This window comes from Pararobbsia silviterrae (assembly GCF_003628125.1).
In the GTDB taxonomy this organism is placed as follows: Bacteria; Pseudomonadota; Gammaproteobacteria; order Burkholderiales; family Burkholderiaceae; genus Pararobbsia; species Pararobbsia silviterrae.
Genome location: NZ_RBZU01000009.1, coordinates 22,745 through 45,800 on the forward strand (window position 1 = coordinate 22,745; position 23,056 = coordinate 45,800).

15 protein-coding genes are annotated in these 23,056 nt (G+C 65.7%); 8 read left to right on the forward strand and 7 right to left on the reverse strand.

Features of this window, described 5'->3' with window-relative positions; all coding sequences use genetic code 11:
* Positions 1-323 precede the first annotated feature (323 nt).
* Positions 324-1,595, forward strand: coding sequence for a glucarate dehydratase family protein (locus tag D7S86_RS18795; RefSeq protein WP_121088577.1), 1,272 nt, complete (start codon positions 324-326; stop codon positions 1,593-1,595).
* A 37-nt stretch (positions 1,596-1,632) separates the two neighbouring features.
* On the opposite strand, the gene D7S86_RS18800 is transcribed toward D7S86_RS18795, so the two are convergent.
* Positions 1,633-2,502 (reverse strand): slipin family protein, encoded by an 870-nt coding sequence (locus D7S86_RS18800; RefSeq protein WP_121088409.1) that lies wholly within the window; start codon positions 2,500-2,502, stop codon positions 1,633-1,635.
* Positions 2,503-3,029: 527 nt separating this feature from the next.
* Here D7S86_RS18800 and D7S86_RS18805 point away from each other — a divergent pair.
* The 3 genes from D7S86_RS18805 to D7S86_RS18815 all read left to right on the forward strand — a co-directional run bounded on the left by D7S86_RS18805 (position 3,030) and on the right by D7S86_RS18815 (position 8,187).
* Positions 3,030-4,211 (forward strand): acyl-CoA dehydrogenase family protein, encoded by a 1,182-nt coding sequence (locus D7S86_RS18805; protein ID WP_121088410.1) that lies wholly within the window; start codon positions 3,030-3,032, stop codon positions 4,209-4,211.
* A gap of 10 nt (positions 4,212-4,221) precedes the next feature.
* Complete coding sequence (locus tag D7S86_RS18810) at positions 4,222-5,352, forward strand: acyl-CoA dehydrogenase family protein (RefSeq protein WP_121088578.1); 1,131 nt, start codon at positions 4,222-4,224, stop codon at positions 5,350-5,352.
* A gap of 573 nt (positions 5,353-5,925) precedes the next feature.
* Positions 5,926-8,187, forward strand: a complete 2,262-nt coding sequence (locus tag D7S86_RS18815; RefSeq protein ID WP_240648278.1) for a TonB-dependent siderophore receptor — start codon at positions 5,926-5,928, stop codon at positions 8,185-8,187.
* Between the two features lie 214 nt (positions 8,188-8,401).
* Here D7S86_RS18815 and D7S86_RS18820 read toward each other — a convergent pair whose 3' ends face one another.
* From D7S86_RS18820 to D7S86_RS18845, 5 genes are all read right to left on the reverse strand, one after another.
* A complete protein-coding gene (locus tag D7S86_RS18820; RefSeq protein ID WP_121088411.1) occupies positions 8,402-9,133 on the reverse strand; it encodes a TetR/AcrR family transcriptional regulator in 732 nt (243 codons plus the stop codon).
* A 183-nt stretch (positions 9,134-9,316) separates the two neighbouring features.
* The gene (locus D7S86_RS18825; protein WP_121088412.1) at positions 9,317-10,234 is read right to left on the reverse strand and encodes an ABC transporter permease; all 918 of its coding nucleotides are present in this window, start codon (positions 10,232-10,234) and stop codon (positions 9,317-9,319) included.
* Entirely contained in the window at positions 10,231-11,328 is a 1,098-nt protein-coding gene (locus D7S86_RS18830; RefSeq protein WP_121088413.1) for an ABC transporter permease, read from the reverse strand. Before D7S86_RS18830 ends, D7S86_RS18825 begins: the two co-directional genes overlap by 4 nt.
* Positions 11,325-13,205 (reverse strand): ABC transporter ATP-binding protein, encoded by a 1,881-nt coding sequence (locus D7S86_RS30250; RefSeq protein WP_240648279.1) that lies wholly within the window; start codon positions 13,203-13,205, stop codon positions 11,325-11,327. Before D7S86_RS30250 ends, D7S86_RS18830 begins: the two co-directional genes overlap by 4 nt.
* A gap of 3 nt (positions 13,206-13,208) precedes the next feature.
* Positions 13,209-14,369 carry a BMP family protein gene (locus tag D7S86_RS18845; protein ID WP_240648280.1) on the reverse strand — a complete coding sequence of 387 codons (1,161 nt, stop codon included), beginning with the start codon at positions 14,367-14,369 and terminating at the stop codon, positions 13,209-13,211.
* A gap of 200 nt (positions 14,370-14,569) precedes the next feature.
* Here D7S86_RS18845 and D7S86_RS18850 point away from each other — a divergent pair, with 200 nt between their 5' ends.
* Together D7S86_RS18850 and D7S86_RS18855 are read left to right on the forward strand one after the other, a co-directional pair.
* Positions 14,570-15,376: a cysteine hydrolase family protein gene (locus tag D7S86_RS18850; RefSeq protein ID WP_121088414.1), complete on the forward strand. Its 807-nt coding sequence runs from the start codon at positions 14,570-14,572 to the stop codon at positions 15,374-15,376.
* Positions 15,373-16,599 carry an amidase gene (locus D7S86_RS18855; protein ID WP_121088415.1) on the forward strand — a complete coding sequence of 409 codons (1,227 nt, stop codon included), beginning with the start codon at positions 15,373-15,375 and terminating at the stop codon, positions 16,597-16,599. Before D7S86_RS18850 ends, D7S86_RS18855 begins: the two co-directional genes overlap by 4 nt.
* A gap of 11 nt (positions 16,600-16,610) precedes the next feature.
* Here the strand turns inward: D7S86_RS18855 and norR are convergent, their stop codons facing one another.
* The gene (gene norR, locus D7S86_RS18860) at positions 16,611-18,239 is read right to left on the reverse strand and encodes a nitric oxide reductase transcriptional regulator NorR (protein ID WP_121088416.1); all 1,629 of its coding nucleotides are present in this window, start codon (positions 18,237-18,239) and stop codon (positions 16,611-16,613) included.
* A gap of 191 nt (positions 18,240-18,430) precedes the next feature.
* Here norR and hmpA point away from each other — a divergent pair, with 191 nt between their 5' ends.
* Positions 18,431-19,612: an NO-inducible flavohemoprotein gene (gene hmpA, locus D7S86_RS18865; protein WP_121088417.1), complete on the forward strand. Its 1,182-nt coding sequence runs from the start codon at positions 18,431-18,433 to the stop codon at positions 19,610-19,612.
* A gap of 213 nt (positions 19,613-19,825) precedes the next feature.
* Entirely contained in the window at positions 19,826-23,017 is a 3,192-nt protein-coding gene (locus D7S86_RS18870) for a leucine-rich repeat domain-containing protein (protein ID WP_147432388.1), read from the forward strand.
* The last annotated feature ends 39 nt before the right edge of the window (positions 23,018-23,056 follow it).

Below are 23,056 nucleotides of genomic sequence, written 5' to 3' on the forward strand. Positions count from 1 at the left end.
GACTCTCCCATGGATTAAACGGGCCAACATGGCTTACTTGCGTGTTTTCGGCACCCCGTCCCTAAAACTTGATTTCGAATACGTAACTGTTTGTAAATGGGGAATGTTTAGCTAAAGCGCGCGTCGCGCGAATAAAAATATTCGTCACATTTCGCGTGCTTTTGCGGTGATCTCCCTATTGTTTGCACCTCGTACGTATGGCGAACTGCAGGTTTTCGCGCTAAGGATCGAAGCGGGCGCTCAAGCTTTCAATACGCTGTACGTCGTCGATTCGGCGGTGGATTCCGCGGTCGATGCGGGCGATCTATATCGGAAACACATTCATGAAGATCATTGCCGTGCGTGTCACGCCGATCGCGATCAGCGATCCGCCTTTGCTCAATGCCAGCGGTGTCCATGAGCCCTATGCGCTGCGCTCGATCATCGAGGTCGAGGCTGATAACGGGCTGATCGGTCTGGGCGAGACCTACGGCGACAAGCCCGTGCTCGATGCATTGCTGCACGTCAAGGACCGTCTCAAGGGCTTGAGTCCCTTCGATCTCAACGGGCTCTGGCAACGCGTGGTCTCGGCCTCGTTAGGGACGACGGCGAGCGTCGCATCGATCGAACTCGATCTCGCGCCGGGTTCGCGCGAGGACAAAAAGGAACTCAAGATCTTTGCGGGTTTCGAAGTCGCGTTCCTCGATCTTCAAGCGCGCGCGCTCGGCATTCCCGTCCATGAACTGCTTGGCGGCGCGGTGCGCCGCAGCGTGCCGTTTTCCGCGTATTTATTCTTCAAGTTCGCCAGTGACGTCGATCCGTCGTATCAGCCCGATCCATGGGGCGAAGCGCTCGATAGCGCGCAGATCGTCGAGCAGGCGCGCACGATGATCGACCGATACGGTTTCGGCAGCATCAAGCTCAAGGCGGGCGCGCTCGATCCCGAGCATGAGGTCGCGTGTCTGAAGGCGCTCAAGCGGGCCTTCCCCGATCATCCGTTGCGGATCGATCCGAATGCGAACTGGTCGCTGCAGACCTCGATTCGCATGGCCGAGCATCTGCAAGGCGATCTCGAGTATTACGAGGATCCGACGCCCGATCTCGAAGGCATGGCCGCGCTGCATCGCGCGACGGGATTGCCGCTTGCGACGAATATGGTCGTGACCGATCTCGCGGAATTTCGCCGCAATATCGCGCTGGGCGCGGTCCAGATCATCCTGTCCGATCATCACTACTGGGGCGGACTGCGCGCGACGCAAGCGCTGGCCGCGATGTGCGATACGTTCGGTCTGGGCCTGTCGATGCATTCGAATTCGCATCTCGGCATCAGTCTCATGGCGATGACGCATATCGCGGCGGCCGTGCCGAACCTGACCTACGCATGCGACACGCACTATCCGTGGCAGGCCGATGAAGTGCTCAAGGGCGGACGCATTCCGATCGAGAACGGTTGCGTGACGCTCAGCGATGCGCCGGGGCTGGGCGTCGAGCTCGACTACGACGCACTCGGCGCATTGCATGAGCGCTATCTGCGCTGCGGGATTTCACAGCGCAACGACGTCGCGCAGATGCGCAAGCTCAAGCCCGGCTGGCAGCACGTGAAGGTACGGTATTGAATGCGGGCCGGCTTCGCGTCTGCGGTCGATCGACGATTCAGGCCGCGGATTTGATATGCGGCTTTGGATCGCCTGACGGGGTTTGCCCGGTCAGCGCGACCGTCAGCGCGGGATTCAGGCTGTCGATCATCGCGCTTGGAATCAGGATCGTCGCGCCGCGTTCCTTGGTCGTTTCGTAGATGATGTTCATCGCGCGGAGCTGGAGCGCGGCCGGATGGTTTTCATAGATCTCCGAGGCTTCGACGAATTGCGAGGCCACGCGCGCTTCGGCCGCGCCGAGGATCACGCGTGCCTGCATTTCGCGTTCGGCCTGCGCCTGGCGCGACATCGCATCCTGCAGCGCGACGGGAATCGCGACGTCGCGAATCTCGACGGCGCTGACCGTGATGCCCCAGTCGGCTGTTTTGCGCGCGATTTCGTCGCGCAGATGGGTGTCGGCCGCACGCCGGTCCGAGAGCAGTGTCGCCAGCACCGAGTCGCCGATCATTTCGCGCAAGGACGTCTGCGCGACGCGGTCGATCGCTTGCTGATAGTCGGTGATTTCGAGCGCCGCCTTTTGCGCATCGAAGACGCGCCAGAACACGATCGCATCGACATTGACCGGTACGGTATCGCGCGTGAGCGCTTGTTCGGCGTTAAAGGCCGTGGTCTGGATGCGTTCGTCGATGACCGCGACGACGACGTCGATAAACGGCACGATCAGAAAGAACCCTGCGCCATGCACGCTATGCAGCTTGCCGACACGCAGGATCACGTATTTCTCCCAGGTATTCGCGACTTTGACCGAGAGCGCGACGAGTACCGCGACGATCAAAACCGGCGGCGCGAAATACGGATTCACCCAAATGCCGACCGCGACACCGGCGGCGGCACACAGGACCGACAGCAAAAAAGTGATCGGATTCATGACATGGCCTCCATGGACATGACGCGATGCGAATTCACTATGCGCGCTTGCAAAGGCGATGTCATGCGCGATGTCATGCGCGATGTCACGGATGAGGCCATGCGTGAGGTCATGCCTAATATCACGCCTAATGCGACGCCTAATGTGACGCATGAGGCCGGCCGAAAAAAAGCCCCGAACCGTCGGGGAACGGTGCGGGGCGAACAGACCAATCGCACACGGGGTGTGTGCAGGTCAAAAGTACCAAGTCGATCCCGATTGATCAGCGCGCAACCCAACACAAGTCAAACTTTCTTGGGGTCTTTTTTACCGGGCGCGCGTTGTGTGATTGAAAGGATTTGAGCCGCGCCTCGATCGACGGGCTCGGGGTTTGTACTGAAAACCCCCAGTTCTGCCGTGACGGATCGCGGGCGACGCGGTATAAAAGTGGACGATCGTGCGGAAAATGATCCGGGAGAGGCGGCTCGCCGTGAAAGCGGGGCGTCCGATCGCGGGATCGCCCGACGCGACATTTATCGGAGACGTGGATGGAGCTCAATTTTACTGAGGCGGAACAGGTATTCCGGAGCGAGGTGCAAGCCTTTCTCGCGAATCAACTGCCCAAGGCGCTCGCGGAGAAGGTGCGCCGCGGCCAGACGCTCGGCAAGGCCGATATCGAAGCCTGGCACGCGATTCTCAACGCGCGCGGCTGGTTCGCGAATCATTGGCCGGTCGAGTACGGCGGCACGGGCTGGAGCCCCGTGTTCCGCTACATCTTCGAGCACGAATGCGCGCTGGCCGATGCGCCGCCGATCGTGCCGTTCGGCGTCGGCATGCTCGGGCCCGTGCTTATCAAGTACGGCAGCGAAGCACAGAAGCGGCATTGGCTGCCGCGCATTCTCGACGGGTCGGACTGGTGGTGCCAGGGCTATTCGGAGCCCGGCGCGGGATCGGATCTGGCCTCGCTGAAGACGACGGCCGTGCGCGACGGCGACCACTATGTCGTCAATGGCCAGAAGACGTGGACCACGCTCGGTCAGCACGCGAACATGATGTTCTGCCTCGTGCGTACCGCGACCGACGCACGCAAGCAGGAGGGCATCAGCTTCCTGCTGATCGACATGGCGACGCCGGGCATCGAGGTGCGTCCGATCATCACGCTCGACGGCGATCACGAAGTCAATGAGGTGTTCTTCACCGACGTGCGCGTGCCCGTCGAAAATCTTGTCGGCGAGGAGAACCGCGGCTGGACCTACGCGAAATATCTGCTGACCTACGAGCGCACGAATATCGCGGGCGTCGGCGCGTCGATCGCGGCGCTCGACGAAGTCAAACGCACGGCTGCGGTCCGCACGCGCAACGGCCGCGCCTTGCTCGACGATGCGGCGTTCGCCTCGCGTGTCGCGCGCGCCGAGATCGAACTCGAGAACATGAAAACCACGAATCTGCGCGTGATCGCCGCGGTCGCGGGCGGCGGCGCGCCGGGCGCCGAGAGCTCGATGCTCAAGATCCGCGGTACCGAGATCCGGCAGGAGATCACCGCGCTCCAACGCCGCGTGCTCGGCATCGACGCGCTCGCGCAGTTCGATCACGTCGATCCGCGCGAAGCGCCGCTCGAAGGCGCGCGCGGACCGGCCGCGCATTATTTCAACTTCCGCAAACTCTCGATCTTCGGCGGCTCGAACGAGATCCAGAGAAACATCATTTCCAAAATGATCCTTGGACTGTGAGGCGCGCACGATGAATTTCGAACATACCGAAGAGCGCCGCATGCTGGCGGATACGCTCGACCGCTTCGTGTCGGAGGCTTATGGCTTCGACGTACGTGACAAGGCCGCGAAGTCGGCGATCGGATTCGATCGCGCGGCGTGGGACAAGTTTGTCGAACTCGGCACGGTCGCGGCCCTGTTCAGCGAAGCCGACGGCGGCTTCGGCGGCGAGGGCTTCGATATCACGGTCGTCTTCGAAAGCCTGGGTCGCGGCATCGTCGTCGAACCGTTTCTCGGCGCGCTCGTCGTCGGTTCGGTGCTCGCCGCGGCCGGCGGCGAGGCGCATGCGGGCACGCTCGAACAGATCCAGGCCGGCACGGCGATCGTCGCGCTCGCGCATGACGAGCCGGGCTCGCACTACGAGGCCGTCAACGTGCGCACGCGCGCCGAACGCTCAGGCGACGGCTGGGTTCTGACGGGCGCGAAATCGGCGGTCGCGCATGGCGAGCAGGCGGACTTCGTGCTCGTGTCGGCGCGCACATCGGGCGACGCGCTCGACGAGGACGGCGTGTCCTTGTTTCTCGTGCCGAAGTCGGCGGCCGGCGTGCATGCGGTCGGTTACGCGCGCGTCGACGGCGGGCGCGCGGCGGATCTGCGTTTCGACGGCGTCAAGCTCGACGCGCATGCGCGCGTCGGCGAGGCGGGGGCCGGCTATGCGGTGCTCGAATATGCGATCGCGCGCGGCACGCTTGCGGTCTGCGCGGAGGCACTCGGCGCGATGGAAGTCGTCAAGCGCGACACGCTCGAATATCTGCGCACGCGCAAGCAGTTCGGCGTGCCGATCGGCAGCTTCCAGGCGCTTCAGCATCGCATGGCCGATCTGCTGATCGATATCGAGCAAGCGCGTTCGGCGGTCATCAACGCGGCGGCGTCGCTGAATCTCGATCGCGTCGCGCGCGAGCGCGCGGTGTCGGCCGCGAAATACACGATCGGCCGCACGGGCACGCGCGTGGCCGAGGAGTGCATCCAGCTGCACGGCGGGATCGGGATGACTTGGGAGCTTGCGACGTCGCACTACGCGAAGCGGCTCGTCATGATCGACCATCAGTTCGGCGATCAGGACCATCATCTCGAACGCTATATCGGGTTCGGCCGAGCCTGACGAGGTGGCTGGGGGCAGGGTGTGACGCCCGCGTGATCCGGTTTCCGAATCATGCGGGCGTCAGGCAGTGCCCGGCTCGATCGGGGACTCGCCGACGCACTGTCCCGTTGCGTGTACGGGTGAGACGGTCCTAGACCATTCAAGCCCCCCGAGACCGCTCGACAGCCCGACACCGCTACCCTCGAAGACCGCCGCCATTCGCGCGGCCATGTCTTCGTGGACGACCGACCGCGCGGGCCGCGCCGATCCTCTGTCGGCGTTGCGGCGAGACAACATCGGCCGCCGCCGCTTGCCATGCCCGCGTGTTCCCCTAGTGCCTTGATCCGATAGCGGATTTCGTCCGCGTATCGAAGCGCGTGCACGCCGGTCCCGGATGCGCGCCCGAGCCTCATTGCGAGGTATGTCTCGAATTTCACGTTCGCGGTTGAAGGGCCTTGCTTATTTAATGATAATGCGAACGATTCTTAATTAAATAACTTGGCTTTCTGCTCGACTGTTTTGAATGCGGCGCTGCATTTGAATCCCAGGCAGCAAGGCCGCAACACGACATTCATGACGATGCAACGAGCAGGTTTGCCCCAGACGTCCACGCTGCGCCGCTTTGCCGGCTTTCAACCTTCCCCGATCGCACTGGCTGCATTCAGCCTGACCTGCGCGGCGCTCGTCGCGCTGCCGGCCACGAGCTTCGCGCAATCGTCGGGCGCCGCGGCCGTGCCGAGCGCGGCATCGGGTGCGGCGGCCGCCGGCGCGGCGAATGGGGCAGCGAATGGTGCAGCGACCCAGACGCCCGCGAAGACCGACGCGGCACCTGTCGAAAGCCTGCCGACCGTCACGGTTTCGGCGCAAGCGTCGAACGATGCGCTGCGCACCGACAAGATCAGCGCGGGCGCGCTCGGCGATCACAAGCAGGTCGACACGCCGTTCTCGACGAACGTCAAGTCGAGCGAGGACATCCAGGATCTGATGGCCTCGACGGCGAACGACGTGTTCAAGTACGACCCGGCGGTCTCGATCATCGGCGACCACGCAACGGCCGAGAACTCGGTGTTCAGCGTGCGCGGCATGCAGATCGACATGCTCAACGGCCTGAAGATCGACGGCCAGAGCTTCACGGGATGGGATATGGACCTCCCGCTCGAACCGTTCGAGCAGGTTCAGTTGCTCAAGGGCCTGAGCGGCTTCATGTACGGCTTCGGCGCGCCCGGCGGCATCGTCAACTACGTGCTCAAGCGTCCGACCGACGACCCGTATCACAGCATCACGGTCGGCTACGAGACGGCCGGCGTGTTCTCGGAGAAGGTCGATCTCGGCGGCCGCTTCGGACCCGACAATCAATTCGGCTACCGGCTGAACCTCGTCAACGAAGACGGCAACACGTCCGAAGCGAACGGTCATATCCGCCGTCAGGTCGCGTCGCTCGCGCTCGACTATCGGATCACGCCGGACCTCACGTGGTCGGCCGACGTGCTGTATCAGCAAAGCAAGCAGACGGGCACGATTTTCGGCATCTGGCCCGCGGGCGGCAATGTGCCCGACGCGAACCTCGTCACGCGCGATCTGACCCAGCCGCAGAACTGGTATGAAACTCAGACGACGTCGGTCGGCACGGGCCTTCAGTACCGGATCTCGGACGACTGGAAGGCGAGCGTCAACTATCGCTTCTCGAAGCTCAATCGCTACAACTCGGACAGCCTGCTCTATGTGAGCGACTCGGCGGGCGACTACACGAACACGCTGTACAGCGCAGAGACGCGTTACTTCTATCAGGACGTGACGGCGATGCTCGAGGGCAAGTTCTCGACGGGCTTCGTCAAGCACGATCTCGTCGTCGGCGCCGAGTATCAGTCGCAGACGGCCGAATACGACAGCGAGTACGGCTGGGACCACGGTTACGACCTCGGCAGCGGCAACATCTACACGCCGATCACGCTCTATAACCCGGGCGTCACGCTCGATCCCGCACTGTATCGCGAGAGCCGTACGACGCAGGCGTCGCTGTTCGCGAGCGATACGATGCAGTTCACGGATCGTCTGTCGGCACTCATTGGCCTGCGCTATACGCAGTATCGCGAGGATGTCTACAACCAAGACCAGACCTACGCGTCGCAATACAGCCAGAGCCCGGTCACGCCGACCGCGGCGTTGATGTTCAAGACCGATGCGTATTCGACGCTCTATGCGAGCTATGTCGAGTCGTTGCAACAAGGCGGCGCCGCACCGATCGGCGACGTCAACTATCCGCAGGTCTATGGTCCGTTGCGCAGCCGCCAGTACGAGATCGGCTTCAAGACCGATCGCAAGACCTGGGGCGCGAACGTTGCGTTGTTCCGTGTCGATGAGGGGTACGACTATACGAACACGGCGGGCTACTACGTCCAGGACGGCACGCAGCGTTATACGGGTGTCGATGCAAGCGCGTGGTTCCAGCCCGCGCGCGACTGGCACGTGCTCGTCGGCGTGCTCGCGCTCAATGCGAAGGCCGTCGATATCGACGATCCGACGGTCGACGGCAAGCGCATCTTCGGCGCGCCGCGCTTCCAGGCGACCGGCCGTGTCGAATACACGCCGCCGGTCGTGCCGGGCCTGACGGTCAGCGCGGGCATCAAGTACACGGGCGATATCGCCGTCGACGCGGCCAACGAATACATCGTGCCGTCGTACACGACCGTCGATCTCGGCGCGAAGTACGAGACCGAAGTCGCGGGCAAGAGCGTCGTGTTCCGTGCGGGCATCACCAATCTGTTCAACAAGCACTACTGGACGACGGGTTACGGCTACTACATCCTGCCGGGCGCGACGCGTACGTTCCTCGCGAACGCGACGCTCGAGTTCTAAGCCGGCGCATCGCGGTATCGAAACCGGACCCGGCGCGTACGCGCGCGGGTCGTTCAAGGCGGGTTGCCCATGGCAGCCCGCTTTTTTTATGCGCGGCTTTTATCCGTTGATGGGTCCGTCGATGAGTCCGTAGATCGATCCGCGAATTGATCGGCGAGTTGATCCGCGAGTTGATCCGCGAGTTGATCCGCGAGTTGATCAGTATCCCGCGTCGTTACAGATCGTCGATCGCCGCGATCGACAGCGCCGCGTGCGCGGTCTGCGAACCCGATACAAGAAACGCGCGAATGACCTCATGGGCCTGGCGCTTGTGCGCGGCTTGCCAGTCGGCGGTCAGCATGTCCGTATCGAACATCCGCGAAATCGTGAAAGCGTTCGACTTGTGGAAATAGCAGAGGCTCACGAGCAGCACGTAGAGGTGCAGCGCATCGATGCCCGTGCGCATGACGGCGGTCTGTTCACCACGTTCGATCAGGGTGCGCAGCATATCGAGCACGGGCGACGAAATCTTCGGAATCAGCTTCGAACGCTTGAGAAAGCGCGCGCGATTCAAGTTCTCCGACGAGAGCAGATTCAAGAGCTCGGGATGCGCGGCGAAATGGCCTTCGGTGAAATCGTAGAGCTGCAGGATGCCGTTCACGGGCTCGATACGCTCGACATCGAGTTCGAGCTTGCGCTCCTCGTCGCGCAGGTTCGCGAGCACGTGCTCGAGCACCTCGATATAGAGCGCTTCCTTGCCGCCGAAGTAGTGATAGATCATGCGGATATTGACCTTCGCGCGCGTTGCGATCGTCTCGACGCGCGCGCCGCTGAACCCCTTGTCGGCGAATTCGCGGATCGCGGTCTTGAAGATACGCGCGCGCGTCGTGGCCGCGAGGCGCTGCCGGTGGGTCAACGTCGTGGCGCCGGACTTCGCGGGCGCCGGAGAAGCAGGCTTGCGTGGCATGGAAGGCGGGCGGATTGCAAGGACAAACAACGACTAAGGGAGCGCGCAGCCGCGGCAGGATCCGCGATGCGCGCCGAGGCTCGATATTACGCTCGCGCGTTCGGTGCTTCGACTCGGGCGCTTCGATCCGGGCGCTCCGGTTTGCTTGCTTCGATTCGGCGACGCCGACTCCGTGACGCCGACTCAGCGCTTGAACGGCTGCGTGAGCGCAAGCGGCGCGGTCTGTCGTCCGATGAGCCCTGCGACCGCGACGAGCGCGAGCAGATACGGCAGCATGATGAGCAACGCGGTCGGCACCTGCACGCCGATCATCGGAAGCTGGAATTGCAGCGCGGTCGCCGCGCCGAACAGCACGCAGGCGCCGACCGTGCGTCCGATCTTCCAGTTGCCGAAGATGATCGCCGCGATCGCGAGATATCCGACGCCGTTGGTCATGCCTTCCGTGAACGTATGGATGTCGCCGATCGAAATGAAGCAGCCCGCGGCGCCGGCCATGACACCCGAGTAGATCACGGCGCCGTAGCGCAGCCGCGTGACCGACAGGCCCGATTGATCGACCGCGCGCGGCGCGGCCCCGACCGCGTGGAGCGCGACGCCCAGCGCCGTGTGACGCATCATGATCGCGGTCAGCACGAGCACCGCGATGCCCGCGTAAAGCAGCCAGACCTGATCGAACACGGGTTGTCCGATCACGGGAATCGCACGCAGTCCGGGCGGCGCCCAATGCGCGAGACCCGGGATCGCCGCGCTCGATCGCTCGCCGAACAGCTCGCGATAGGCGAGCGTCGTGCCGCCGAGCGCGAGGATATTGATGCCGATGCCCGTGACGATCTGGTTCGCGCGCAGCGTGATGCTCAGGAACGCCTGAAGCCACGCGATCGGCACGACGCCGATCATGCCCGCGAGCAGGCCGACGACGGGATTGCCGGTCGCCCATGCGCCGGTCGCGCCGAGAAACGCGCCCGTGAGCATCATGCCTTCGACGCTCATATTGAGCACGCCCGCGCGTTCGCTGACAAGTTCGCCCGTCGAGGCGAGCATCAGCGGCGCCGCAAAACGGATCGACGATCCGACGAAGACTGCCGCGATTTCCGCATTCATCGTGCTGCTCCCGGTTTGTCGAGCCACCATGCGCCGCCCGCGAGCGCGACGATGACGATGCCTTGAACGATGAGGACGATGGCCGACGGCACTTGCGCGACCATTTCCATATTGATGCCGCCCGAACGCAGGAAGCCGAACAGCAACGCCGCCGCGAACACGCCCGTGACCGAGCCGCGCGCAAGCAAGCCGACCACGAGGCCGTCGAATCCGTAACCCGATGAAAAGCCCGCCTTCAACGAATACTGGTCGCCCTGGAGCATCAGCGCGCCCGCGAGTCCGCCGAATGCGCCGGCGAGTGCGAGCGCGCCGACGATCGTCGCCGTGATCGGCATGCCCGCGCGGCGCGCGGCGACCGCGTTGAGTCCCACCGCGCGCAGGTGCAGACCGAAGCGCGTACGGCGCAGCACGACCGCGACGATGAGGCCGAGCACGACCGTCAACGGTAGGCCGAGATGCAGACCCATCGAGGCCGCGCCCGCGAGCACGGGCAGCTTGGTCGTATCGGGAATTTCGAGCGATTCGGGCAGCGTCGATGCATTGGTCATCGGCTGGCGCAGCAGGGCCTCCGATTGCACGCACCAGTAGAGCAGCCAGACCGCGATGAACGACAGCAGCAGCGTGCTGATGACCTCGTTTGTACCGGCCTTGGCCTTGAGCGCGCCGGGAATGGCCCCCCATGCGGCGCCCGCCGCCGATGCCGCGAGCATCGGGACGATAAACGCGAGTCCGTACGGCCAATGACCGACGCCACCGTAAAGTGCAACCGCAGTCGATACGATTCCGCCGATCGCGATCTGTCCTTCGCCGCCGACGTTCGTCAGACGCGCGCGGTCCGCGAGGACGAAGCCGATGCCGACCAGCGCAAACGCGAGGCTGCGGTTCAGCGATGCGCCGATCGAGTAGGGCGAGCCCCACGCGCCGTCGGCGAAGGCGGCGAGCGCATCGCCCACGGGCACGCCGACGAGCGCGATCAACAGCAGCGCGGCGCCGATCGCGAAGACGGCCGCGCCGCCGAGCACGAGCGCGACGCGCATCTGGGGAGCGTCGCGCCAGCGGCGCCGCGGGGTCGTGAGAAGCGTCGAAGTATTCATGATGTCTGTCCCGCCATCCAGGCGCCGATGCGTTCGCGTTGAAGCGGATCGGGCTTGCAGCTGCCCATGATCTTGCCGCGGTAAAGCACGATGATCCGGTCGGCGACGGCCATCAATTCGTCGAGTTCCGACGAGATCAGCAGCACGCCGACGCCGCGATCGCGTGCCGCGCGGATATGGTCGTAGACGGCGGCGACCGCGCCGACGTCGAGGCCGCGCGTGGGCTGCGCGGCCATCAGGAACACGAGCGGATCGAGCGTGAGTTCGCGCGCGAGCACGGCCTTTTGCTGGTTGCCGCCCGACAGCCCGCCGAAGCGGACGTCGGGACTCGCGGCGCGCACGTCGAAGCGCGCCATGAGCTCGATCGCCTGCGCGCGCATCGCGCGCCGACGCAGAAAACCGTGACGCGACACTTCGTCGAGTCGATTGAGCAGCAGATTGTCGATGAGGCTCATCTCGGTCACGCAGCCGACCGCGTGACGATCCTCGGGCACGATCCCGACGCCGGCCGCGGTCAACTCGCGCGGCGTCGCATCGGTCAGCGGTTTGCCTTCGATGAAGAAACGTCCCGCGCTCGCGCGCGTCATGCCCGCGAGCGCCGCGCCGAGTTCGGTCTGGCCATTGCCCTCGACGCCCGCGATGCCGACGATCTCGCCGCGATTGACCACGAGCGTGCAGTCGTCGAGGCGCGTGACGCCTTGCGCGTCGCGCACGCTGAGGCCGTCGACGAGCAGGACTTCGTCGCTGAGCGGGCGGCCGTACGGTGAGGGCGCGGGCATCGGCGGTTGTTTGGATAACGACCAGACGGGCGGCCGCTCGGACGCCGCCCAAGTCCGCGGCGCGGCGACGGGGCCCGCTGTTTCGACACCGCGCAGCGGCGCGACGGCCGGTGTCGCGCCCAAGGCCGCGGCGACCGCCGCGTTGTCGAGCGAAACGGGGGCATCGGCCGTTGCGTCGGCATCGGCATCGGCAACGTGACCGCCGGCCGCCATGTCCGCTCTATCGTTGCCGGGCGCTGCGTCGGCGTGAGCGTTCGCGCCGCGCGCGGCCCGCTCGGCCGGCGGCGTGCCGGGTCGTTCGATCATCGCGCGGACGAGCCGATCGATCTCGTCGGCGGGCCGATCCGAGCGCGCGACGACGCGTCCGCTCTGCAGCACGGTCGCGCGTGTCGCGATCTTGCGGATCTCGGCGAGCTTGTGCGTGACGAGCACGACCGCGCATCCGCGCGCCGCGACGCGCGCGCACACGTCGAGCAACGCGTCGATTTCGCCGGGCAGCAGCACGGCCGTCGGTTCGTCGAGCACGAGCAGTCTCGGCTCGCGGATCAGACATTTGACGATCTCGACGCGCTGCCGCTCGCCGACCGACAGATCGGCGATCGCCGCATCGGGGTCGAGCGCGAGACCGAGGTCCTCGACGAGCCTGCGGACGTGGCCGGCGCGCGCCCGGCGATCGAGCCAGCCGCGCGACTGGCCGAGCAGCAGGTTGTCGAGCACGGTCACGTCGCCGACGAGACTGAAATGCTGATGGACCATCGCGATGCCGTTCGCAAGCGCATCGCGCGGGCTGCGCGGCCGATACGGCTGACCGTCGAGACGCAGCGTGCCGGTGTCGGGCTGATGCACGCCGAACATGACGTTGCAGAGCGTCGATTTGCCCGCGCCGTTCTCGCCGAGCAGGCAATGGACTTCACCCGCCCTCAGTTCGAGCGTGACGCCGCTCAGCGCATGGAACGCGCCGAACTGCTTGCCGACGTTGTCGAGCGTCAGCACGGCGGGCGCGGACGCCGGCCGGGCATCGACGCCGTCGGCCGCGTGGCCGGCGTCGGACGCGGGCGGCACACCCGCATCGAGGGGAACGAGCGCGGGCTGGGTCATCGCTTAGCCTTCCGAAACCTTGATCTTGCCGCTCAGGATGTCGTCTTCGATCTGCTTGAGCTTCGCGTTCATTTCCGGCGTGCCGTTGCACACGGCGATGCCCGAGGCCTTCGGACCCATCGCGAGACCGAATGCCTTATAGCCCGGCTGCCAGGTGCCGGCCGCGAGCTGGTCGATCGCGTACTGGACCTGATAGCCGACGCCCGTGATCGAGTAGGCGATATAGAGCGGGTCCGTGCCGCAGCGGTCGGTGTAGCTGCCGATGATGTGCGTGTGCTTCTCGGTGGCGGCTTGTTCCATGCCGCGCAGGCCGAGGTTCAGGATGTGATAGTGGACGTCGGCGCCTTGCGCGATCGCGGCGACGGTGGCTTCCTTGGCTTTCGACACGTTGTCGAAGTCGCCCGTATAGCTTTCGAAGTACTTGATGTTCGGGTTGATCGCGTGCGCGCCGTTGCCGAATTCCTTGCCCGCGTTGACGATCGACGGAATCTCCATGCCGCCGACATAGCTGACCGCGCCCGTCTTCGAGAGCATCGCGGCCGCCGCGCCCGCGACGTAGGCGATCTCGGCCTGCTTGACGTCGTAGCCCGCGACGTTCGGCGGCATGTCGGCGCCCTTGCTGCCGCCGACGATCGAGAACTTGACGTTCGGGAAGCGCTTCGCGACCTTGAGCACGGCCGCCTGCGTCTGCCCGCCGACGCCGATCACGAGTTCATTCTTCGAGGCGAGGTTCGTGAGCGCCTGCTCCATGTCCGCGTAGTTGATGTTCTCGATCATCTGCGTCTTGAGGCGCGGACCGAGTTCCTTCTGTGCGGCGACGAGGCCGTCGTAGCCCGATTCCATCCAGCCCTTGTCCGACTTCGAGCCCGGAATCAGCACGCCGACATGCAGCGTATCGGCGGCGAACGCGTCGAGCGCGCCGGCCGACAGCGTGAGCGCGGCGAAGGCCGTCGCGGCGAGCTTGAGCGCCGCGCGGCGGCGCGTCGCCTGCGTGCGGCGCGAACCGTGGCGCGACGTGTGGCTTAAGACTTGCGTGACGCCTGCGGTTTTATGCGTGGCGCCCGGTTCGGCGCCGATATCGGCATAGGCGTTGGCAACACGCGACAACCCGTTGCGGACCGTGCGCGCGGCGCGCGTCAACAACGAAGCAAAGTCGATCGACATACTGGCACTCCTTTTGCGTTTGGGTAAGTAGGTTATTCATGAACGAAAACGCAACTTCAATGCCAGCTTTGCAGCGTCGCGCGTGAATCGTGCGCGGCGGACCCGAGCCGGACCCGTTGCCGATGCACCGCGCGTTAGGGCGCGACGGCGCGCCGCGACGGACGTCCCCCCCTTTTTGATGCGATGAGGAGCGACCCACGATGAAACACGAAGGACCTGATGCAACGCGCGTTTCCGGCCGATTGGGCCAGGCGGACAACTATCACTGGCAGGCGACGCCGGAACTCGTCGACATGGCGATGCGCGCGCCCGAACCGGTGCCCGTGACGCTCGCGAGCGCGCCGCAAAACGTGCGTATCGATCTGCGTCGGACCGCGATCGTCGTCATCGACATGCAGAACGACTTCTGCACCAAAGGCGGATGGGTTGCCCATCTCGGGGGCAACTACGAGGCCGACCGCGCACCGATTGCACCATTGCAGACCTTGCTGCCGGCGCTGCGCGCGGCAGGGGTCCCGGTGATCTGGGTCAACTGGGGCAACCGGCCCGATCTCGCGAACATGCCGCCGAACCAACTGCACTTGTACAAGCCGACGGGGACGGGCATCGGGCTCGGCGAGCCGTTGCCCGGCAACGGCTCGCACGTGCTCGAAAAGGACGCCTGGGCCGCCGCCGTCGTCGACGAGCTCGCGCCGCTGCCGCAGGACATCTGCGTCGACAAGTACCGGATCAGCGGCTTCTGGGACACGCCGCTCGACAGCATCCTGCGCAACCTCGGCGTGCGCACGGTGCTGTTCGCGGGCGTCAATACCGATCAATGCGTGCTGCATTCGCTGACCGACGCGAACTTTCTCGGCTACGGCTGCGTGCTTGTCGAAGACTGTTGCGCGACGTCCTCGCCCGCGTTCTGTACCGAAGCGACGATCTGGAACGTCAAGAAGTGCTTCGGTTTCGTGACGGATTCGGCGCGCGTGCTCGACGCGATCGGCGAGGGCGCGCCGCGATGACGGGTCAGGAAACGCACGTGCTTGATGGGTCGAACGACGACGACCGGCTCGACGCGTTCGTGCCCGGACCGCGTACGCGCATCGCACCGACGGGCCATGGCGTGCTCGACGGCCTGCGTTTCGCGGTCAAGGATCTGATCGACGTCGCGGGCGTCACGACGGGCGGCGGCAATCCCGACTGGCTCGCGACCCACGCGCCGGCGCCCGCGCATGCGAGCGTCGTGGCGCGCCTGCTTGCGGCGGGCGCCGCGGTCGAAGGCAAGACGATCACCGACGAGCTCGCCTATAGCCTCGAAGGCGAGAACGCGCACTACGGCACGCCCTTGAATCCGCATTGGCCGCATGCGTTGCCCGGCGGATCGTCGAGCGGTTCGGCCTCGGCCGTTGCCGCGGGCGTCGTGGACTTCGCGCTCGGCACCGATACGGGCGGATCGGTTCGCGTGCCGGCCGCGTTTTGCGGGCTCTGGGGCATCCGCCCGACGCACGGGGCGGTGCCCACGGACGGCGTGCTCGATTTCGCGCCCGGATTCGACACGATCGGCTGGTTCGCGCGGTCGGCGGAGATGCTCGAACGCGTCGGGACCGTGTTGCTCGATGCGCCGCGCGCGCGCGGCGCGGCGAAGCGATTCACGCGCTTCGACGAAGCGTTCGCGATCCGCGCCGCGAGCGAGCCCGACGATGCGCAGGCGCTGCTCGACGCCGCCGGACTCATGGGCGCGCTCGAAGGCGTGTCGGTGTTCTGGGGCGATGGGGCGCAATGGCTCGATGTCTATCAGCATCTGCAGGATGCCGATATCCAACGATCGTTGGGCGACTGGCTCGCGGCGACACGGCCGCGCTTCGGCCCGTCGATCGCGCCGCGTTTCGCGCGGCTCGCGAAGCTCGACGCCGCGCACGTGGCGCATTGCGCGGCGCTTCGCGCGCGCTGGCGCGCGCGGCTCGATGCCGTGCTGGACAAGCAGTATCTCGTGTTGCCGACCACGCCGGTCTCGCTGCTGTCGAAACTCGCGCCGCCCGCGCAGATCGCGCATTTCTATGCGAATGCGCTCGCGATCAATGCGGTCGCCGCGTTCGGCGGCTATCCGCAGATTACGATTCCGTTTCGCGACGAACGTGACCGGCCGCTCGCGCTCTCGATCATCGGCGCGCGCGGCGACGATCTCGCGATGCTGCGTTTCGTTCGGCGCTTCGATGTGCCGAGTCGGCAGGACGGCGGGGCCTAGCGCGCCAGCCCTTACTTGAGGCCGAGCCGTTTCGCGGAACGGCTCAGGTTCGCGCGATCGACGCCGAGCTCGCGCGCGGCGGCGGACCAGCTTTGCGCATGCCGTTCGAGCGCATCGCGGATGAGCGTGCGTTCGTAGTCGAGCAGGGCTTGACGCAGGTCTTTCGCGGGCGTTTCGCGCGCGCCGTCGTTGGGTGCGTCGCGTGGCGCATCGTGCGGCGCTGTGTGCTGCGCTTCATGCTCGTCTTCGTGCTCGCTTTCGTGCTCGCCTTCGTGCCGCATGTCGCGCGGCGCGGCGTACGTGCTCAGATCGAGATCCGCCGCGCGCAGCGTGAGGATCTTCGGGCGCGGCGTCGCGACCGCCAGCGCACGTAACGCCGAGCGACCGATCAGATGTTCGAGTTCGCGCACATTGCCGGGCCACGGATACGCGAGCAGGGCCGCTTGCGCGTCGTTCGAGAGCCGAATGCCCTGGAGTCCGAGGCGCGCGCGATTCTGTTCGAGCAAGCCGCCCGCGATGAGCAGTACGTCGCGACCGCGCTCGCGCAGCGGCGGCACGTTGAGCGGATAGACGCTGAGCCGGTGATAGAAATCCGCGCGATAGCGTCCGTGCCGGACTTCGTCGGCGAGGTTGCGGTTCGTCGCGGCAATGAGCCGTACGTCGACGCGGTGTTCGCGATCCGAGCCGAGCCGCTGGAGTTGGCCGCTTTGCAGCACGCGCAGCAGCTTGGCCTGGATCGCGAGCGGCAGTTCGCCGACTTCGTCGAGAAACAGCGTGCCGCCGTTCGCGAGGTCGAACTTGCCGCGCCGGTCGCCGATCGCGCCCGAAAACGCGCCGCGCACGTGGCCGAACAATTCGCTTTCGACGAGCGTCTCGGGCAGCGCGGCGCAATTGAGGCTGATCAGCGGTTTGTCGGCGCGCGTCGATCCGGCATGAATCGCATGGGCGACGAGTTCCTTGCCGACGCCGCTCTCGCCCGTGATCAGCACCGTCAGATCGCTCTGCGCGACGACGCCGATCTCCTCGACGAGCCGGCGATAGCGCGCGCTTTGCCCGATCATCTCGTGCGCGGTGCCGACCGCGGCGACCCGGTAGGCCTCCGCGCGCGCATATTCGTGTTCGCCGCGTCGCGCGAGCGCGCCGAGGTGGTCGGCCACGTTGACGGTGGCCGACGCGAGACTCGCGAAGGCTTCGAGCGATCCGAGATCGACCGAATCGAAGCGGTGCGGATCGAGCGCGTCGAGCGTGACGAGTCCCCAGGGCTTGCCGCCCACGCGCAGCGCGCAACCCATGCAATCGTGCACTTCGAGCCGGTCGTGCGTGTTCTGTATCAGACCGTCGTACGGATCGGGCAGGTCGGTGTCGGATGCGAAACGCGTGACGCCGTCGTTTTCGAGCAGGCTGCGCAGACGCGGATGCTCGCTGACGCGAAAGCGCCGTCCGAGCGTGTCGCTGCTCAGTCCGTCGATCGCGACCGGGACGAGCATGTCGCCGTCGAGCCGCAGCAGCGCGGCCGCATCGCACGGAAACAGCGCGCGCAAGGCGCGCAATAAGCGCTGGTAGCGTTCGCTTTCGGCGAGATCCCGCGACAGGTCGTCGACGAGCGGAATCAGCGCCGCGAGTAAGGTAGATGTCGTCATAACGACTCGTTTCGCGTCAAAGTGACCTGAGTCAAATTGACGTCAATATACCTGAATCTTCGCGCGAAATTCTGTAGGTCATTGATTGTCAAGGGGCGCGGAAGGTGGCACGGAAGCTGTGTTGTGGAGGACGAGCGCGCGTTCATGCGCCTTGGATTTTTCCCTTCATCTGCCATCCGGAACCGATACCTATGCTGTCCGCCGAACATCGTACCCTCGTCAAAGCCACGGTCCCGCTGCTCGAAAGCGGTGGCGAAGCCCTGACCGCGCACTTCTATACGCTGATGCTGCGCGAGTACCCGGAAGTCCGGCCGCTGTTCAATCCGGCGAATCAGGCGAGCGGCGCCCAGCCTCGCGCGCTCGCGAACGGTGTGCTCATGTATGCGCGCCATATCGATGAACTCGAGAAGCTCGGCGGTCTCGTGTCGCAGATCGTCAACAAGCACGTGTCGCTGCAGATCCTGCCCGAACACTATCCGATCGTCGGCGCATGCCTGCTGCGCGCAATCCGCGAAGTCCTCGGGCCCGCGATCGCGACCGACGCCGTGATCGATGCATGGGCGGCCGCATATCGGCAGCTCGCCGACATCCTGATCGCCGCGGAGCAGCAGTGCTACGACGCGCATGCGGCCGCCAAGGGCGGTTGGCGCGGGGCGCGCGCCTTCGCGGTTGCGCGCCGCGTGCGCGAGAGCGACGAAATCACGTCGTTCCATTTGCGGCCCGTCGACGGCGGCGATCTGCTCGCCTTCGATCCGGGTCAGTACATCGGCTTGCGCGTCGAGATCGACGGCGTCGAACACCGGCGTAACTATTCGCTGTCCGCCGCGAGCTCGGCGCATGAATACCGGATCAGCGTCAAGCGTGAACCGCGCGGCACGGTGTCGACGTATCTGCACGACGTCGCCGTCGAGGGCGCGACGCTCGATCTGTTCGCGCCGGCCGGCGATTTCACGCTCGACGCGTCGACGCGCCCGCTCGTGCTGATCAGCGGCGGCGTCGGGATCACGCCGATGCTGGCGATGCTCGACGCCGCGTTGAAGACGCCGCGTCCGATTCACTTTATCCATGCCGCGCGCCACCGTGGCGTCCATGCGTTTCGCGAGGCGATCGACCGGCTCGCCGAGCGGCATCCGCAACTCCGGCGCTTCTATTGCTATGCGGAGCACGCGGGCGATCATCCCGCGCCGCACGCGGTGGGGCTGCTCGATCGCGAGACGCTCGCGGCCTGGTTGCCGGCGTCGCGCGATATCGATGTCTATTTCCTCGGCCCGTTGCCTTTCATGAAGGCCGTCAAGCGGCATCTACAAGAACTCGGCGTGCCGCGCGCGCAGACGCGATTCGAGTTCTTCGGCCCAGCCTCGGCGCTCGATTGACGGCGGCGTTCGCGCCGTGCACGGCGCGCTCAACGAAGTGGGGCGCCACCGGCGTTCGGCGGTTTAGGCAAACCGTCGAAGGCGCTTGCTTCTAGCGTAGGCGCGCGTTTCCCACCTCAACGAGACATCGCCATGCCGCCTATCGATCCTCATGCTTCGTCCCTCTCTCATCGACGCGCCGTGTCGCGTCGTCATGCGCACGCGTCCCGCGCCGTGCATCCGAACCCTGCCGAATCCGAGATCGCGCGCCGCGATCGAGATCGCGATTCGGCGCCGCACGGGTTCGGCGTGAGCCGCGTGACGCGTGTGAGCGACGCGGCGCGCGGCGAGTCGCCGATCGCGGTCCGTTCGGGCGCGCCGATGCCGTCGATCGATGAGGTCATGCGCACGCACGGCACGCGCGTTCAGTGGGACGTGCCCGATGTCGCCGAATCGCAGTTCGAGCCGCGGCTTCGGCTCACCGCGCTCGGCGCGTTGATGTCGGTCGTCGCGCATGCGGGCCCGCGGCTCGCGTGGTGCGCGGACGATGTCGTCGACACGCAGGAGGTGCAGGACGGGCTCGTGCACGTGCAGGGCACGGAGACGGACGAGGGTGCCGCGAGCGTACGCTTTGTCGGGCCGCGCTCGCACGGCACGCGGCACGCGGAGGTGAATCCGCGGTATCGGCGCGAGGCGCGGATCGCGGACGCGCGGCGCGAGGCGCAACGCGTTTGCGTCCATGGCGACGCGCAAGCAGAGCAGGCCGATCGGGGCATGCGCGAATTCGGCGACGTGCTCGCGTCGCACGTCTTGCCGTCGAATGCGGCGTACCGCAAAGGTCCTCCCGTCGCCGCGCTGCTCGAACTCCAACGGGTCATGACGGCGACGGATGCCGAATCGATCTGCGCGCGCATCGACATCGCGCGCGGCATCGCGCAGGCGCTCGATCCCGCGCAAGCCCGCGCGTCGGACGATATCGATCCGACGACGCGGCACAAGCTGGTCAGCGACGTCCTCGAAATGGCGGTGTTCGGTCGCGTCGCGGCATCGCCGCTCGAACTCGCGAACGGCGCGCTGCGCGATGCGGCGCGTGCGCGTCTGACAGTGGGCAAGACGCGTGAGCTCGTGCAAAAGCGTGTGTTGGGGCGCATCGGCGCGCGGTCCGAACTCGCTCAGTGGATCACGCGCGTCACGCTCGAACAGCGTCAGCCCTTGCTGTTGCGCGACGCATGCGCGTCGGTCGTGATCGGTAGTCCGCAATGGGTCGATCTGCAGATCGGATTCGACCTCATGCGTGCGCGCGGAACGCTCACCGACGAGACGACGAACGCGCGTCTCGTCAGTCTTGCGCGGTCGGTCGACGCGGCTGTCCGTCGTGGCGATCGACACGGCGGCGACGCACCCGTCGCGCCGCACGTCGCGATGCTCTATGCGATCTACGCGCAGGGCGGCAAAGCGAAGGCTGTCGTGTCGCGCGACGCCGCGTCGGCGCTGCTCGTCAAGATGATCGACGCGCGTCGACGTGCCGATCGCGGCGTCGTGCGCGATCGACGGGACGATGGGCGGCACGATGTGCGGCATGAGGGGCGGCATGAGGGGCGGCACCGGATCGACGAGACCCACGCGCGCGCGTCGGCGCGCTCGCCGCGCGGCGAGGCGGCCGTCCTCGATCTCGCCGGGGCGCTCAAGCGCTTTGAAGTCGCGGCGCCGGCCGGCTATGTCGAGGGCGTCGCCGAACTGCCCGGCATCCTGCAGGTCGAGGGCAAGCACTATCTGAGCGTGCAGGGCCGCTTCTACTTCGTGAAGCGCAACGCAGGGCGTTGGAGCGTGTGCATCGAGCATGAACCGTCCAAGCCCGGTGTGCCGATCCGATTCGATACGGCGACCCAGCGCTGGAGGCTCGATGCGACACGCGGACTGCCCGGCGGCATGGAGCGCGCGCCGCTGGCGGCCGAGGCGCCCGAGCGTGCGGCGATGCGCGAGTGGGCGATCGAGCGTCACGTCGACTTCGCGCAATATGCGGAGATCGATCGGCAAATCGTCGCAAGGACACCGACACTCGATCTCCGCTGTGTCGGCATCGTCGACATGCCGGCCTTTGTCGACGCGTGCCCATGGGTGCAAACGCTCGTGGTGTCGCCCGCGCATATGGACGAATTTATCGTCGGGGTCGTCGGGACGGCCCGGATCAAGACCTTGCGTATCGTCGACGGCCAGTCATCCATGATTCAGGTCGTGCCACGCGGGCTCGGCATCGGCGGCGGCGCGATCGTGATTCCCGGTTCGCTCGATGCGCTCGAAATCGAAGGGGCGGGGCGACTCACATTCGTGCATCTGTCGGAGCGTCGAATTCATACGCTGCGCGTGCGCCATGCTCCCGGGCTCGCCTACATCCGCGCATCGGCGTGCGCACTGGCGCGCGTCGATATCGATGGAGCGGACCGACTGAGTCGACTCGAGCTCGTGGATAACGCGTTATCCGCCGAGTCGTTCGAGACGCTTGTCGCGCCCCGGCTTCGCACGCTCACGCTTGATCGCAATCGCATCGAGCGCGTACCCGATGTATTCGCTCGCTGTCCGAGACTGCAGACGGTGAGTTTGGCATCGAATCTGCTCGGTACGTTGGACAGCGTGGCGCCGCTCGAAGGGTTGACGTATCTCAATGCGTCGCACAATGCGCTATCTGCGATTCCCGAGCGTTTCGCGAGTGCCGCGACATTGCGCACGTTCTTGCTCGCAGGCAATGCGATCCGCGTGGTCGACGATGCAATCCAAGCTTTCTCGCGGCTCGAATCGCTTGATCTCAGCGACAACATCATCGAGCGGATCTCGGATCGGATTCAGGACTGCGCGGGCTTGCGAACGCTCGAACTCGATGCCAATCCGCTTCGCTCGGTACCGGCGGCCATCCAGTTCCTGCACCGGCTGTCGAAGCTGAGCATGCGGGATTGCGGGCTCGACGCGTTGCCGCGATTCGTCGGCGCGCTCGATGCGCTTCGCACCCTGCGTCTTGCGGAGAATCCGTTCGGCGGAGTGCCCGCGGTGCTCCGCGAAGCATCGGGCTTCATCGCGCTCACGGAACTTGATCTCGCAAAGACTGGGCTGACGCGCATCGAAAAGGGACTCGGGTACAGGGTGGGGCTTGCGAAGCTCGATCTGTCCAACAACGTCGCGCTCGATACGCTCGCCGCCGATATCGCCACGCTCAAGCAGCTCGGCACGCTCAATCTGTCGCGTTGCGGCTTTCGCCATATTCCGGCGGCGCTCGGCGAAATGAATTCGGGAACGTGCGTCACGATGTATGACAATCCGCTACCGTCCTTGATTTTCCGGAATGCGAGAATATGGCCCCTGCGCGGCGGTGCGATGATCGTCGTCGCCGGGCCCGAACTGGGCTATACCCTGCCCGGCGACGTTGCGCCTTGAATGCGCGCCGCTCGAGCATGACATCTTGATGGAGAACGC

What these genes read in the sequence shown, in the direction of transcription:
- D7S86_RS18795 (WP_121088577.1), top strand. Translation starts at nt 324, where the DNA reads ATGAAGATCATTGCCGTGCGTGTCACGCCGATCGCGATCAGCGATCCG.
- D7S86_RS18800 (WP_121088409.1), bottom strand. Translation starts at nt 2,502, where the DNA reads ATGAATCCGATCACTTTTTTGCTGTCGGTCCTGTGTGCCGCCGCCGGT.
- D7S86_RS18805 (WP_121088410.1), top strand. Translation starts at nt 3,030, where the DNA reads ATGGAGCTCAATTTTACTGAGGCGGAACAGGTATTCCGGAGCGAGGTG.
- D7S86_RS18810 (WP_121088578.1), top strand. Translation starts at nt 4,222, where the DNA reads ATGAATTTCGAACATACCGAAGAGCGCCGCATGCTGGCGGATACGCTC.
- D7S86_RS18820 (WP_121088411.1), bottom strand. Translation starts at nt 9,133, where the DNA reads ATGCCACGCAAGCCTGCTTCTCCGGCGCCCGCGAAGTCCGGCGCCACG.
- D7S86_RS18825 (WP_121088412.1), bottom strand. Translation starts at nt 10,234, where the DNA reads ATGAATGCGGAAATCGCGGCAGTCTTCGTCGGATCGTCGATCCGTTTT.
- D7S86_RS18830 (WP_121088413.1), bottom strand. Translation starts at nt 11,328, where the DNA reads ATGAATACTTCGACGCTTCTCACGACCCCGCGGCGCCGCTGGCGCGAC.
- D7S86_RS30250 (WP_240648279.1), bottom strand. Translation starts at nt 13,205, where the DNA reads ATGACCCAGCCCGCGCTCGTTCCCCTCGATGCGGGTGTGCCGCCCGCG.
- D7S86_RS18845 (WP_240648280.1), bottom strand. Translation starts at nt 14,369, where the DNA reads ATGTCGATCGACTTTGCTTCGTTGTTGACGCGCGCCGCGCGCACGGTC.
- D7S86_RS18850 (WP_121088414.1), top strand. Translation starts at nt 14,570, where the DNA reads ATGAAACACGAAGGACCTGATGCAACGCGCGTTTCCGGCCGATTGGGC.
- D7S86_RS18855 (WP_121088415.1), top strand. Translation starts at nt 15,373, where the DNA reads ATGACGGGTCAGGAAACGCACGTGCTTGATGGGTCGAACGACGACGAC.
- norR (WP_121088416.1), bottom strand. Translation starts at nt 18,239, where the DNA reads ATGACGACATCTACCTTACTCGCGGCGCTGATTCCGCTCGTCGACGAC.
- hmpA (WP_121088417.1), top strand. Translation starts at nt 18,431, where the DNA reads ATGCTGTCCGCCGAACATCGTACCCTCGTCAAAGCCACGGTCCCGCTG.